This window comes from Mesorhizobium sp. M0815 (genome assembly GCF_040319995.1).
Taxonomy (GTDB): Bacteria; Pseudomonadota; Alphaproteobacteria; order Rhizobiales; family Rhizobiaceae; genus Mesorhizobium.
Genome location: NZ_JAMYOU010000002.1, coordinates 180,063 through 193,289, shown reverse-complemented (window position 1 = coordinate 193,289; position 13,227 = coordinate 180,063). Strand labels below are relative to the sequence as shown.

General features: G+C 62.5%; 12 protein-coding genes, 1 tRNA gene and 1 pseudogene. 10 read left to right on the top strand and 4 right to left on the bottom strand.

All coding sequences use genetic code 11. The features are described 5' to 3' along the window. Nucleotide 1: 1 nt before the first annotated feature. The 6 genes from NKI01_RS03595 to recQ all read left to right on the top strand — a co-directional run bounded on the left by NKI01_RS03595 (nt 2) and on the right by recQ (nt 6,280). On the top strand, nt 2–1,282 hold the full coding sequence (locus NKI01_RS03595; RefSeq protein ID WP_023719696.1) for a TRAP transporter large permease: 1,281 nt from the start codon (nt 2–4) through the stop codon (nt 1,280–1,282). A 10-nt stretch (nt 1,283–1,292) separates the two neighbouring features. Continuing rightward, nucleotides 1,293–2,069, top strand: coding sequence for a FadR/GntR family transcriptional regulator (locus NKI01_RS03590; RefSeq protein WP_023719695.1), 777 nt, complete (start codon nt 1,293–1,295; stop codon nt 2,067–2,069). Between the two features lie 28 nt (nt 2,070–2,097). Further along, nucleotides 2,098–2,955: a 5-dehydro-4-deoxy-D-glucuronate isomerase gene (gene kduI / locus NKI01_RS03585; protein ID WP_023719694.1), complete on the top strand. Its 858-nt coding sequence runs from the start codon at nt 2,098–2,100 to the stop codon at nt 2,953–2,955. Beyond that, a complete protein-coding gene (kduD, locus tag NKI01_RS03580) occupies nt 2,952–3,719 on the top strand; it encodes a 2-dehydro-3-deoxy-D-gluconate 5-dehydrogenase KduD (RefSeq protein WP_352480961.1) in 768 nt (255 codons plus the stop codon). The genes kduI and kduD overlap by 4 nt, the downstream gene beginning before the upstream one ends. A 24-nt stretch (nt 3,720–3,743) precedes the next feature. Further along, a complete protein-coding gene (locus NKI01_RS03575) occupies nt 3,744–4,082 on the top strand; it encodes a cupin domain-containing protein (RefSeq protein WP_352908547.1) in 339 nt (112 codons plus the stop codon). A 362-nt stretch (nt 4,083–4,444) separates the two neighbouring features. Continuing rightward, nucleotides 4,445–6,280, top strand: coding sequence for a DNA helicase RecQ (gene recQ / locus NKI01_RS03570; protein WP_352961888.1), 1,836 nt, complete (start codon nt 4,445–4,447; stop codon nt 6,278–6,280). 495 nt (nt 6,281–6,775) lie between these two features. Here recQ and NKI01_RS03565 read toward each other — a convergent pair. Then, nucleotides 6,776–7,645 (bottom strand): annotated as a pseudogene (locus tag NKI01_RS03565) (alpha/beta hydrolase); the annotation flags it as partial. Between the two features lie 740 nt (nt 7,646–8,385). Here NKI01_RS03565 and NKI01_RS03560 point away from each other — a divergent pair. Continuing rightward, nucleotides 8,386–8,985, top strand: a complete 600-nt coding sequence (locus tag NKI01_RS03560; protein WP_352494133.1) for a TetR/AcrR family transcriptional regulator — start codon at nt 8,386–8,388, stop codon at nt 8,983–8,985. Between the two features lie 76 nt (nt 8,986–9,061). Next, nucleotides 9,062–9,637: a DUF308 domain-containing protein gene (locus NKI01_RS03555; RefSeq protein WP_352961885.1), complete on the top strand. Its 576-nt coding sequence runs from the start codon at nt 9,062–9,064 to the stop codon at nt 9,635–9,637. Nucleotides 9,638–9,766: 129 nt separating this feature from the next. Here NKI01_RS03555 and NKI01_RS03550 read toward each other — a convergent pair whose 3' ends face one another. The 3 genes from NKI01_RS03550 to NKI01_RS03540 form a co-directional block, all read right to left on the bottom strand. Further along, nucleotides 9,767–10,564, bottom strand: a complete 798-nt coding sequence (locus NKI01_RS03550) for a DUF2182 domain-containing protein (RefSeq protein WP_245278614.1) — start codon at nt 10,562–10,564, stop codon at nt 9,767–9,769. Between the two features lie 60 nt (nt 10,565–10,624). Beyond that, the gene (locus NKI01_RS03545; protein ID WP_352588206.1) at nt 10,625–11,263 is read right to left on the bottom strand and encodes a DUF1326 domain-containing protein; all 639 of its coding nucleotides are present in this window, start codon (nt 11,261–11,263) and stop codon (nt 10,625–10,627) included. A 431-nt stretch (nt 11,264–11,694) separates the two neighbouring features. Beyond that, nucleotides 11,695–11,784: transfer RNA gene (locus NKI01_RS03540), tRNA-Ser, on the bottom strand. 338 nt (nt 11,785–12,122) lie between these two features. Here NKI01_RS03540 and NKI01_RS03535 point away from each other — a divergent pair. Next, nucleotides 12,123–12,815, top strand: a complete 693-nt coding sequence (locus NKI01_RS03535; protein ID WP_352961881.1) for a 50S ribosomal protein L21 — start codon at nt 12,123–12,125, stop codon at nt 12,813–12,815. 98 nt (nt 12,816–12,913) lie between these two features. Further along, nucleotides 12,914–13,183, top strand: a complete 270-nt coding sequence (gene rpmA, locus NKI01_RS03530; protein ID WP_023678077.1) for a 50S ribosomal protein L27 — start codon at nt 12,914–12,916, stop codon at nt 13,181–13,183. The last annotated feature ends 44 nt before the right edge of the window (nt 13,184–13,227 follow it).

Here is a 13,227-nt window from a genome sequence, read left to right as displayed (position 1 = left end):
CATGGAACTGTGGATTCTCTTCGGCGTCTTCACCCTGCTGATGCTTATCGGCACGCCGATCGCTTTCTGCCTCGGCGTCGCAAGCCTGGCCACCGTCCTCTATATGGGCCTGCCGCCGCTGATCGTCTTCCAGCGCCTGAATTCCGGCATGAGCGTCTTTTCGCTGCTGGCCATTCCGTTTTTCATCTACGCCGGCGACTTGATGGTGCGCGGCGGCATCGCCAGCAAGATCGTTGCCTTCGCCGGCTCGCTCGTCGGCCATTTGCGCGGCGGCCTCGGGCAGGTCAACATCGCGACCGCTACACTATTCGGCGGCATTTCGGGCTCCGCGGTGGCGGAGGCAGCCGCGGTGGGCGGCCTGATGATCCCGCAGATGAAGGCGCGTGGATATGGAGCGGACTACGCCGTCAACGTCACGTCGATGGCGGCGCTGATCGCGCTGCTGCTGCCGCCGTCGCACAACATGATCATCTACGCGATCTCGGCAGGCGGAAAGATCTCCATCGCCGATCTGTTCACGGCCGGCATCATCCCGGGCCTGCTGCTGGCCCTGTCACTGATGGTCACCGCTTATTTCGTGGCGCGCTCCCGCGGCTATCCGACCGAGCCGTTTCCGGGCTTCACCGCGGTCGCGCATCTTTTCGCCGTCGCGGTGCCCGGCCTGCTGCTGATCGCGATCATCTTCGGCGGCGTACGATCGGGCGTCTTCACGGCCACCGAGAGTTCCTGTATCGCCGTCATCTATGCGCTGCTCGTGACCGTCTTCGTTTACCGGCAGATGACCTGGGAAGGGTTCGTTCATGCCACCCATGGCGCCGTGCGCACCACGGCCATGGTGCTGCTTATCATCGGCATGGCGGCGGCATTCTCGTGGCTGATGGCCTTCCTGAAAGTACCGGCAGCGCTGATAGCCTCCATGAACGCGATCTCGGACGATCCGCTGGTCGTGCTTCTGCTGCTCAACCTCTTGATGCTGTTCCTCGGCACGTTCATGGACATGGGGCCGACGATCATCATTTGCACGCCGATCTTCCTGCCTGTGGCGCAGGCCTACGGCGTCGATCCGGTGCATTTCGGCGTCATCATGATCCTCAATTTCGGCATCGGGCTGAACACGCCGCCGGTGGGCGCAGTGCAGTTCGTGGCGTGCGCAGTGGGCAAGATATCCGTCTGGGAATCGATGCGCTCGATCTGGCCGTTCTATGGCGCAGGCCTCGTGGTGCTGGCGCTCGTCACTTACATTCCAGCCATTTCGCTATGGCTGCCGAGCGTCTTCAAATAGGGGTTGCGACATGGCATCGGACACCGCAGTCGGGCTCCGCGTCGAACGAAGACCGAAGCTTTCGGAAACCGTCGTCGCCGCGATCCGCAAGCAGTTGCAGGCGGGCGAGATCCAGCCTGGGCAAAAGCTGCCGACCGAGGGCCAGTTGACTGAAACCTTCGGGGTCAGCCGCACCGTGATACGCGAGGCGCTGGCCAAGCTTGCCGCGGACGGCCTGGTCGAGCCGCGCCAAGGCGCCGGCGTCTTTGTCACCGAGCATATCTCGACAGCGTTCGGGGCTCTGGCAGCGGAGATGGGCAGCAAGGATTCAATTGCCCTCAACGTGCTCGAAGTCAGGTTGGCGATCGAGATCGAATCCGCCGGGCTCGCCGCCCTCCGCCATAACGCCGCACAGGAAGCGGCGATCCAGGAAGCCTTCTTCGAGTTCGAACGGCTGCTCCTCAACAGCGAGCCGACGGGACCGGCCGACCTCGCCTTCCACCGCGCAATCGCCAGCGCCACCAACAATCCGTTCTATGTCGAGATGCTCGATGTGCTCGGCCGGCGCGCCATCCCTTGCGATGTGACCTCGCCCTGGTCGACCGAATTCGCGCAGTCCGACGCCTACCAGCGCGGCCTGCAGCGCGAACACCTGATGATCCTTAATGCCATCTCGGCAGGCGATGCCGAGGCGGCACGGGAGGCGATGCGCGCGCATCTCGGTGCCAGCCAGCAGCGCTATCGCGAACGCCTGCACGCGCGTCAGGTGTTTTATGCCGACTCGGTCAAGGCCGCGGCAACTGAATAAGCAATTGAGGCAGCTCCATGGGACAGCAATGAATCACACTGACAATCATACGGATTTCACCTCGCGCTTTGCCATCGATCCTGTTTCTGCCGCGGCGATGGGCACGGACGAACTGCGTCACAATTTTCTGATCGAGGACTTGTTCCAGCCCGGCCGTATCAGCCTGACCTACACCCATTACGACCGCATGATCGTCGGCGGTGCCATGCCCGCCGGCGCGCCGCTGCCGCTGCAGGCGATCAAGCCAACCGGGACCAAGAATTTTCTCGACCGCCGCGAGATGATCATCGTCAACATCGCCGGTGCAGGCGTCGTGAAAGCCAGCGGCCAATCCTACGAGCTGCAGGCGCGCGACATGCTCTATCTAGGCATGGGCACCGATGAGGTGTCGTTCGCTGCGACCAATCCGGCTGAGCCGGCTAAGTTCTACCTGCTAAGCGCGCCGGCGCATCAGAGCCATCCCAACCGGCTGATCCGCATCGGCGATGCCAAGCGGCTCGATCTCGGCAGCCAGGCGACCTCCAACGAGCGCTCGATCTTTCAGTTCATCCATGCCGACGGCGTGAAGACCTGTCAGCTGGTCGTCGGCATGACCCAGCTTGCCCCCGGTTCGGTCTGGAACACCATGCCGTGCCATGTGCATGACCGGCGCATGGAGGCCTATCTCTATTTCGACCTGCCGGAGACGGCGCGGGTGTTTCACTTCATGGGCGAACCGGACGAAACGCGTCATCTCGTCGTGCGCAACGAGGAGGCGGTGCTGTCGCCGGGATGGTCGATCCATTCGGGCGCCGGCACCTCGAACTACGCCTTCATCTGGGCGATGGCCGGCGACAATGTCGACTATACCGATGTCGACCTGGTGGCGATGGAGGAGCTCAAGTGAGCGACCTCTCGGCCTTCAGCCTTGCCGGCAAGCGTATCCTCGTCACCGGCGCCAATACCGGCATCGGCCAGGGTATCGCCGTGTCGATCGCGCGTGCCGGCGGCGCGGTCGTCGGCGTCGGTCGCTCGGCGATGGACGAGACGGCGGAGAAGATTGCGGCGGCCGGCGGACGCTTTGAGGCGGTCCGCTGCGACCTTGGCGATGATGCCGCCGCCCAGGCGATGCTTGACCGCGTCTGGGACGATACGGGGCCGCTCGACGGCCTGGTCAACAATGCCGGCATCATCCGGCGTGCCGATGCGGTCGACTTGACCGAAGCCGACTGGGACGACGTCATCGGCGTCAACCTCAAGACGGTGTTCTTCCTCAGCCAGAGTTTTGCCAGGCGCGTGCTTGCCGACCCGGGACGGCGTGGCAAGATCGTCAACATCGCTTCGGTGCTGAGTTTTCAGGGTGGCATCCGCGTCGCCTCCTACACCGCCTCCAAACATGGCGTGCTCGGCATCACCCGACTGCTCGCCTGCGAATGGGCGGCAAAGGGCATCAACGTCAACGGCATTGCGCCAGGCTATATCGAGACCAACAACACCGAGGCGCTGCGTGCCGATCCCGACCGCAGCGCTTCGATCCTGGCGCGCATTCCGGCCGGGCGCTGGGGCGCGCCGGAAGACATCGGCGACGCAGCCGTCTTCCTGCTGGCGCCGGCGTCGAACTATATGCACGGCGCGGTGATGCCGGTGGACGGTGGCTGGCTGGCGCGATGAACAACAAAAGATGAGAGTTTGGCGATGACCGGAACCAAGATCTTCTCGCATGCCGGCGAGGGTGCGTGGACGCCGACGCCGGATGGCAACCGCAGGCGCGTGCTCCTGCACACGGACGAACTGATGATGGTCGAGTTCGCCTTCGACAAGGGCGGCGTCGGCGCGCTGCATTCGCATCCGCATGTCCAGGCGAGCTACGTCGCCGAAGGCCACTTCGAGGTCACCATCGACGGCAGGACCGAGATCTTGGAAACCGGAAGCAGCTTCATCGTTCCTTCCAACCTGGTCCATGGCGTCAAGGCACTGGAGGCGGGACGACTGGTCGACAACTTTACGCCGCCCCGCGCCGATTTCCTCGACTGAGCTGCGGGCCCGAAGATCAGGCTGTCAGTTCTCGGAACGAAAAACCCGCGCCTCCGGAGAGACGCGGGCGTGTTGCCTGGGCGCTTGTGGCGCCGCGGTACTCAAAACATCACCGCAGAACCTGAACCTGCCGAATGATGGTGAAGATAGGATTAACCGCTCCGAGGCGGCGCGATATTCACAGCCAAGGCGAATAGGGGCTGGAACGACGGTCTGATATCGGCCAATGAGAGAGAAGTTCGCTTCAGCCGGTGCCGAGGACAGGACCAGAGGGGTCGATAAATGTTCGAATCTGCTGTCCAGGCAATCACCCGGCGATTCGCCGGGGAATTTCGGCAGGTCGTATCCGCGAAAGTTCTGTAATGCAGATTGCGGCGAGCATACCGGCAGAGGATTCCAAGCGGCGCGTCCTGAAGGATGTCTTCGGCTTCGATGATTTTCGTCTCGGCCAGGCGGCCGTGATGGAGGCGCTGCTGGCCGGGCATCATGTACTGGCCGTCATGCCGACGGGTGCGGGCAAATCGCTCTGCTACCAGGTCCCGGCGCTGGTGCTGGGCGGGCTCACCATTGTCGTTTCGCCGCTGGTAGCGCTGATGCAGGACCAGGTCGCCGCATTGCGCCTTGCCGGTGTGGCGGCCGATACGATCAATTCCTCGCTCGATCGCGATGCCAATGTCGCTGCATGGCGCCGCGTCGCGGCAGGGCAGACACGGCTGCTCTATCTTGCGCCGGAGCGGCTGATGACCCCGCGGATGCTCGAGGCGTTGACCAAGCTCGATGTCCGGCTGATCGCCATCGACGAGGCACATTGCATCTCGCAATGGGGACCGGCGTTCCGGCGCGAATACGAAGAATTGTCGCGGCTGCGCGGCATCTTCCCCGATGTGCCGATCATTGCGCTGACGGCGACTGCGGACGAGACGACGCGCACCGACATTGCCGCGCAACTGTTCGACGGGCGCGTCGATACCGTGGTGCTCGGCTTCGACCGACCGAACATCAAGCTAAGCATCGAGCCCAAGCAGGACAGCAAGCGCCAATTGCTGAATTTCGTGCAGCGCCATGCCGGCCGAAGCGGGATCGTCTATTGCCTGTCGCGCAAAAAGACCGAAGAGATGGCGGCGTTCCTCGAGCGGAACGGCGTACGCGCGCTCGCCTATCATGCCGGCATGAGCAAGGACGCGCGTGAAGCGAATCAAAACGCTTTCATGACCTTGTCCGGGGTGGTGATGGTGGCGACCATCGCCTTCGGCATGGGGATCGACAAGCCGGACGTCGCCTATGTCTTCCACACCGACCTGCCGGGCAGCTTGGAAGCCTACTATCAGGAAATCGGGCGGGCGGGCCGCGACGGGCGGGCGGCCGAGGCGCATATGCTCTTCGGTCTCGGCGACATCCGTATGCGCCGGCTTTTCATCGACGACGAGGGCGCACCGGCGGAGCACAAGAGGCGCGCGCATGGCCGGCTCGATACGTTGATCGGCTATTGCGAGACGGCGCAGTGCCGCCGCCAGATCCTGCTTGGCTATTTCGGCGAAAGTGCTTCGCCTTGCGGCAATTGCGACAACTGCCTCGACCAGGCGCCGCATGCGGATGGCGACGCCGAGGCGCGGATCATCCTGGCAGCGATCACACAGACCGGCGAGCGCTTTGGCGCTGCCCACGTTGTCGATGTCCTGCTCGGCCATGAGACCGAGAAGGTCCTGGCCAGGAACCACCACAGGCTTGCCAGCTTCGGCACCGGTGTGGCGCATAAGAAGAGTCTCTTGCTGTCGCTGCTTCGCCAACTCGTCGCGGGAGGGTTCCTGACATTGGACTCAGCCGGCCATGGCGGCCTCGCCGTCGCCGAGAAAGGCCGTGAACTCGCCCGGGGCGAGGCTTCATTCCGGTATCGCGTGGACGCGCGCCAGTCATCGCGAGGCAAGATACGTCCTGTGGATACCGCAGCAGGCACGGAAGGTCTGGATTCGGCGCTGCTGGCCGCGCTCAAGGCGGTACGGCTGCGTCTTGCCCGGGAACGCCAAGTGCCGGCCTTCGTGATCTTTTCGGATCGTACGCTGATCGATATGGCTGAACGCTGCCCGCGTGATCTGGACGCCTTCGCCGCGGTCAACGGCGTCGGCGCCGCCAAGCTCAAGGATTTCGGCGAGATATTCCTCGGCGCGATCGCTGCGCATCAGTCCGGTCTCTCGGGTTGAAGACCCACTCCAGCGACGCAATCAGCACCTGCTTCGTCTCGCCGCTGCAATCGCAGCCTCCTGCTGCCGCAAGCGCTCGATCTTCGCGCTTTGGCGGGCAGCGACGGTCGAGGCGACACGCTGCCCTCCCCACAGCCAGTCCGGAATGTTGGTGTGGACGACTTTGCCGCGAGCGATGGCTGTTGCCGACATCTCGTCAGCGACCGTGCCGATCGCCACGTTGAGCTCGACGCAACTCATCTTGTCGTATTTCGCAGCATCAAAGGATGCAGGCAAAGGCGATGCACAACTTCCGACAAACATCAGGCTGCATATCACAGGCGTGGCCGTGGAGATCGGCTTCATTCTCTTATCAAGCACGTTGATGCCGGACAGACGAATATCGGAGGATTCTCGACCTCGGGCCGCTAAGCACTCCCGAGGTTCCGCGTAACTGAAGCATGTGACCTCTACAACCCTCTGTCCTGACCGTCCTATTTGTCCTCGAAGAATTCCGAGAGAACCGCTGCTATCGTCGGGGTGCTCTTCTGGGAAAAAGTGCCCGCCTTGGACAGCGCGTCCTTCCACTCTGTCAGCCCATTTCCTCCAGATAGCCAGCGGCCCGCCTTCTTGCGCATACCAGTTCTCCAGGGCGCCTTCGCCACTCCATAGCGCCATTAGCGGGCACTCGATGCGACGACCGTTTGCGTGGTCCAGCGCGTCATGTTCACGATCGATCGTCGCAGCGGCGCGATACTCTTCGCATATCGCATGAATATGCGCGGGATCGCGAAGCGCATCAACATAGGCGTCCCTGACCTCTTTGGAGACCATTTTCGTCGACGATCCCCATTGCGTTATTGCATCGTCGACGACGGCATCGGGAGCCGCGCCAATCAGACGTTCCGGCAGGGGCTCCGGCTGGGCAAGCAGGCTCCAGGGCCAGAAGCCGAGCGCCAGTCTGGCATCCGCCCGATCCCATGTTGCGGCGGTGGGGATGATGTCGAAGACGGCGATTTTGAGGACTTTGTCCGGATGGTCGAGCGCAAGGCGATAGGCAACCCGCCCGCCGCGATCATGTCCGGCAACCATGAATCGCTCAAACCCCAGTTGCTTCATGGCTTGAACCATGTCGCCGGCCATGGCGCGCTTGGCGTATTGGCTATGATCGGCAGAGGAAACCGGGCAGCCGCTTTGGCCATAGCCTCGAAGGTCGGCGGCGACCACCGTGAAGCGGGGCGCCAAGGCTGCGGCGATATCCCTCCACATCAGATGCGTCTCTGGAAAACCGTGAAGAAGCAGCAGCGGCGGACCGGTGCCACCGACCCTTGCGAAAATGGTCGTATCGTCCAGTCGCAAGCTGGTGGCTCTGAAACCTGCAAACACCGTCAGCCTCCTCCGGCGCCGTCAGACAAACTCTCTAAGGGCACTAACGGTCGCCTGAGGCGAAAACCCCGGCCGCGATGGCCAGGGTTCAAGCCGGCCAATTGCTAGAATCGAAACCAGACCCAGACGCGCCTGCGGAAGCACCGCCTGCGCCGATAGCCATTCCGCCAGTAAACGCGACAGACCCTTCTCCAAGCACGCCGGCGGCGCCGGCGCGGCCGGTGCCACCGGCGATGATAGACTGGTTGCAACTCTGCTTGAGTATCGTCGTCGAAGGTCTCGACGTCCGGCGTCTCGAGTTCATCGAGAATGCCGTTTCTGGCAGTTGGAACGCCGGCCACTGCGTTGATTGGCCGAACTGTGCTTGCAAGGGCCGCGGCCCCGGCAATGCCAAACATTCCTGTCAAAAATAGTCGCCGATCCATGGAAACCTCCCGATCTCAACCAGCGATAGAACAAGGCTAACGATGGGGAGATAGCGCAGTCGGTGCAAACGCCCAGAGCCGCGCGGCGATTAGCGGTGGTCCGGTCGGCCGGAGGGTGTTGCCTTCTCGTCGAAGTGGGACGGCTACTTCGATCGACAAACACCGGACGCTTTTTTGAATTGATGGCGGCCGAGACACAAGGAACATCGAATGACGTCTGCGCCATAGCCACCCAATTCCACGCTACTGCTCTCGCTTTGGTCGTTGTGTTGCAAGAGGGCTTGACTGCCATCCTACCAGAAGGTAGGTAGGGGCATGGGCAACGTGTCTACTACCTCCGACGACATCCTGGCTTGTGCGCGTTCTCTGATCGTCGCTGGCGGCTACAACGGTTTCAGTTATGCCGACATCGCTGATGTGGTCGGGATTCGTAAGGCGAGCATCCATCACCATTTCCCAAGCAAGGTCGATCTGGTCCGAACGCTGGTTGCGCGGTATCGGGAAGAAGCTGAAGCGGGGATGGCGAATCTCGAACTTCAGGTCTCCGATCCGCTCGAACAGCTTCAGGACTACGCTGGCTATTGGGAAGTCTGCATCGCGGATGCCAGCGCTCCGTTTTGTATCTGCGCGCTGTTGGCAAGCGAGCTCCCCGTGCTGCCCGAGGAAGTTGGCCTTGAGGTCCGGGCGCATTTCCGCTCCCTGTCGGCTTGGCTGACATCCGTGCTGGAGCGCGGTGCGCGGCTCGGCCGATTCCAACTGATGGGTGCCCCTCGTGCCGAGGCTGAAGCGTTCATGGCGACTGTCCACGGCGCGATGCTTTCGGCACGGGCCTATGGCGATCCGAAGATATTCGCCGTCGTGACACGCCCGCTCCTGGAGCGGCTCGCTCCGCGTTCCCTCCAGATACAATCCTAAGACCTCAAATAACCATCGCCGTAACGGCTCTGCGACGTTCGTCGAGAGACCTACCTACTAGTCGAAAGGACATCCAATGACGGTTCACAGTAGCGATCTTTCCCGCGCCAGCCAGGAACAATGGCTCAAGCTCTATTACTTCGCACGGACGGCGGTCTCGGCTGTCTGGGTGGCGGCTGCCTTTACAGTGGGACAGAATTCCGGGGTGGCGGCGGCGGTTTTGCTCGTGGCTTATCCTGCATGGGATGCCCTCGCCAATTTTGTCGACGCATCGCGCAGCGGAGGATTGGGACAGAATCGCACCCAGACCATCAACGTCGTGGTCAGCGCGGCGACAACGCTCGCGGTCGTTGTTGCGCTGAAGATGAGCATGAATTGGGTGCTTGGGGTGTTCGGCCTATGGGCGATCCTGTCTGGCCTGCTTCAACTCGGCACCGCGGTCCGCCGTTGGAAGAGCTCTGGCGCGCAGTGGGCGATGATCCTGAGCGGAGGGCAATCAGCACTGGCAGGCACGTTTTTCATCGCGCAGGCGCGGATGCCGATGCCGCCATCCATCACCAACGTGGCCGGCTATGCCGCAGTAGGCGCCCTCTACTTCCTGGTTTCGGCGGTGTGGCTGAGTGTGAGCCAATTGCGGCGGAAGGCTGCATAGCCCGCCATCTTGAGCCATCACCGACCCGATCAGAGGGCTGCCAGCTGCTAGTATCGGTTCGCCAAACACAACGACCCGCCCTTATCCTTAAGGACCGATATGTTTGGAATTTCACCACCCGGCTGGGGGCTAGCCGCTCATCCAAGGCATCTCGATCGCGCCGAACGATACAGCGATCCCGAGGGCCATCAGCGCAATGCCCAAGGCAACTTCGAAGCGGCGGCCGCGCTGCAGCAGCTTCTCGACGAAGACGACCAGCGTCAACAGCAGCATCCAGGCGACGCTCATGATGCCCACCGCGACCAGCACGGCAAACAGCGCCCAGCAGCAACCAAAGCAATAGAGCCCGTGCCGCAGCCCCATCTCGAGTGCGCCAACCCGCCCGTCGCGCCAATGCTGCGCAACGAAAGCGAGCGGCGAACGGCAATGGCTGAGGCAAATGTGCTTGAGGGTCGTGAATTGGTAGAGTCCGGCGACGCCAAGCGTGATACCGAGCGCGAGCGGCGCCCATTTCGAACGCTGAGGCGGATCGAGGCTGGTCGCAAACTCGCTTCCGAACTGGACCAGGACATACACGAGAAGGCCCGCCGCCGCCCAGACGAGCATGTAACCCGCGACGAATATCCACGTCGGGATGGCAACGTGCTGTTCGCGCCTGGCCTGCGCCGCCGCGAACATAAAGATCATGGGCGCGGCCGCCGGCAGCATCATGGCAGCCATCATCACCGTCCATACAGCAAGAAAGGCGGCGGCGCCGGCAAGTGACCAGCCGTCGGCGGCAATTCCTGCCATCGCCATGCCGGCCATGCCTTCCATACCCTCCATCCCGCCGCGCACCGCAATGCCCATCGGCATATCCATGCTGAGGGTCAGCGCCCACGCCGCCGCTGTTAGCACGACGAGCGATGCGAGAACACCGAGCGGCATGCCACGCAAATTCCGGAGCCGCGACGATTTCCCGGGGAACGCGTCAGGCATCGGCACGTCCTAGTTCGGGCCGGTCCAGTCGAACGGAATGTGTTTGCTCGAGCGCGCCGTGCCCGTCCAGTCGAGCCCGAAGCCTTTGGTGCTCACCTCGACCGAACGCCCCCAGGTGGCAACCTGGCCCGGGCCGACCTCCGAGCCCGGCGGGTTGATCGTCTGCACCCGCTTGCCGGGTGGTGTTGTGGGACCTGAAAGCGCTTCCGCATGCCCGACGACGAGGCCAGGAATCTCGACCCGCCAGGTGGCAAGGTCGCCCGCCACCTCGAAAGTGATCGGCACGAACTCCATGCCACGCATCTCGCCGATGTTGGCGGCAAAACCCGCCGGCCAGCCGCCAGCCTGCCCGCCGAAGATCGCCTGCAGGGCTTCACGTTGCCGCTCGTTCGCCTTCTCGTCGAGGTACATGCCCATCACAGCCTTTGCCTCGCCGGCCCATAGATTGCCTTCGAACTCGCCGAGCGCCACCAGCGACAGGCCGTCGAGCTTCACGTCGCCATACTGACCCTCGCGTACATGCCAGGCGAGCACGCCCTGGCAGTGATTGCCGGTCGGCCGCTGGGCGAACTCGCAAGGGCAAGGGATATCGCAGCTGCAGATGTCGAACCAGTCGCCTGCAAGCCACCATTGAGGCACTGCATTCATGGCTCTTCCTCCCGGAATGTAGCGCCATTTATACGTCGAAGGCGGGGCGCACTCCAGCAGTTAGTGCATCGCTCGGTGATTTTTGGTGAACTTGCCGACCCAGACACAAGTCACCGCGTTGATCAGCAACTGCTCGCGACGGAACCCAGCCACCATCCAATGCGACCACGAAAGTGGTTTCTTGCTCCGTTCCATGTGCTCGATGAGGTCGTGGGTAGGTTCGCGACGGGTCGATCACCAAATACACGATCCAGCTGACGCTCGCTTGACCCACATTGCGAACCGACAACCTTCCGCAACACCGCTCGGTTGCTTGGTCAACGACCTAGCGGGCCAAGGGTTAACGCCGGGCTGCAATTGAGCTCCGCGGCTTCACGAGCATTTATGGCTGAGTTCGGCAGGCAAAAATCAAAAAATGAAATTAGGATCACTGGCGGAGAGGGAGGGATTCGAACCCCCGATGGGCTTGCACCCATGCCGCATTTCGAGTGCGGTGCATTCGACCACTCTGCCACCTCTCCGCGGTCATGGTCCGCCGTTGCCGGCGCGGCGCACTAGATAACGGCTGGACAGGCAGGTTACAAGGGCCAATCTGCCCCGGCGCCGCAGGTTCCCGTCCGTGCTGCGTTCAAAGCTGCGGTGCCCGATGTTCCATGTTTGCCGGACTGGGCTCAGCCCATTCGCAGCTTGCCCGCGGCGCTTGCCTTGACTCAAGCCGAACCTTCGGTTAGGGACAGCGCGCAATCGGCGTGGAGGGATCTTCCGCGCCGCTTGTTTTTTGAACCCGCAGACTGACAAAAAGACGGCCGAACCGCCTCAGGCGGTTCATCAAGGCCGACCGAACAGCGAAAGGCAAAAAATGTTCGCAGTCATCAAAACGGGCGGCAAGCAGTATCGCGTTGCCGCCAACGATCTCCTGAAGATCGAAAAACTCGAAGCCAATGTCGGCGACATCGTCGAAATCGGCAATGTGCTCGCGCATGGCGAAGGCGAGAACGTCACGTTCGGCGCGCCGTTCGTCGATGGTGCGATGGTCACCGCCGAAGTCGTCGAGCAGGGCAAGAACCGCACGGTCATCGCCTTCAAGAAGCGTCGCCGGCAGAATTCGCGCCGGAAGATCGGCCATCGCCAGCTTTTGACCACTGTCAGGATCGCCGAGATCCTGCTGGGTGGCGCCAAGCCGGCGAAGAAGACCGCCGCCAAGACCGAAGCGAAGGCCGAAGTTGCCGCCAAGACCGAGGCGAAGGCTGAAGCTGCGCCGAAGGCCGCAGCCAAGGCAGAGGCTGCGCCGAAGAAGGAAGGCAAGGCCGAGGCAAGTGAAGCCGCCGCGCCGTTGTTCAAGGCGCCGAAGGGCGAGCCGGATGACCTGACGGTGATCAAGGGCATCGGCCCGGTTGCCGCCGGCCAGCTCAACGAACAGGGCATCACCACCTTCGCCCAGATCGCCAAGCTGTCCGACAAGGATGTCGCCAAGATCGACGAGCACATGCCGTTCAGCGCCGACCAGATCAAGGACTGGCGCGAGCAGGCCAAGGAATTGGCGAAGAAGTAGAACGAACCGGCGCAATCGTCGCCGGATCGGACTTGAAACGGAACGCGAACGCGTTCATAAGATCGTTTAGGCGCCTTGCGGCGCATCGGAGTAGTTAGATGGCACACAAGAAAGCTGGCGGATCGTCGCGCAATGGTCGCGACTCCCATTCCAAGCGGCTCGGCGTGAAGAAGTTCGGCGGCGAAGCCGTGATTCCGGGCAACATCATCATTCGTCAGCGTGGCACGACGTGGCATCCCGGCACCAATGTCGGCATTGGCACGGACCACACGCTGTTTGCGCTGGAAGCTGGCGCAGTCACCTTCAACAAAAAAGCCAATGGCCGAACCTACGTATCGGTGAACCCGATGACGAAGGCAGCGGAGTAGCCGGTTCCGCAAGAGAACACCGGCACCCATCTCGGGACCGGTGT

Bases quoted from the DNA above. Each gene is read 5' to 3' on its own strand.
- NKI01_RS03595 (WP_023719696.1), top strand. From the start codon at position 2: ATGGAACTGTGGATTCTCTTCGGCGTCTTCACCCTGCTGATGCTTATC.
- NKI01_RS03590 (WP_023719695.1), top strand. From the start codon at position 1,293: ATGGCATCGGACACCGCAGTCGGGCTCCGCGTCGAACGAAGACCGAAG.
- kduI (WP_023719694.1), top strand. From the start codon at position 2,098: ATGAATCACACTGACAATCATACGGATTTCACCTCGCGCTTTGCCATC.
- NKI01_RS03575 (WP_352908547.1), top strand. From the start codon at position 3,744: ATGACCGGAACCAAGATCTTCTCGCATGCCGGCGAGGGTGCGTGGACG.
- recQ (WP_352961888.1), top strand. From the start codon at position 4,445: ATGCAGATTGCGGCGAGCATACCGGCAGAGGATTCCAAGCGGCGCGTC.
- NKI01_RS03560 (WP_352494133.1), top strand. From the start codon at position 8,386: ATGGGCAACGTGTCTACTACCTCCGACGACATCCTGGCTTGTGCGCGT.
- NKI01_RS03555 (WP_352961885.1), top strand. From the start codon at position 9,062: ATGACGGTTCACAGTAGCGATCTTTCCCGCGCCAGCCAGGAACAATGG.
- NKI01_RS03550 (WP_245278614.1), bottom strand. From the start codon at position 10,564: ATGCCGCTCGGTGTTCTCGCATCGCTCGTCGTGCTAACAGCGGCGGCG.
- NKI01_RS03545 (WP_352588206.1), bottom strand. From the start codon at position 11,263: ATGAATGCAGTGCCTCAATGGTGGCTTGCAGGCGACTGGTTCGACATC.
- NKI01_RS03535 (WP_352961881.1), top strand. From the start codon at position 12,123: ATGTTCGCAGTCATCAAAACGGGCGGCAAGCAGTATCGCGTTGCCGCC.
- rpmA (WP_023678077.1), top strand. From the start codon at position 12,914: ATGGCACACAAGAAAGCTGGCGGATCGTCGCGCAATGGTCGCGACTCC.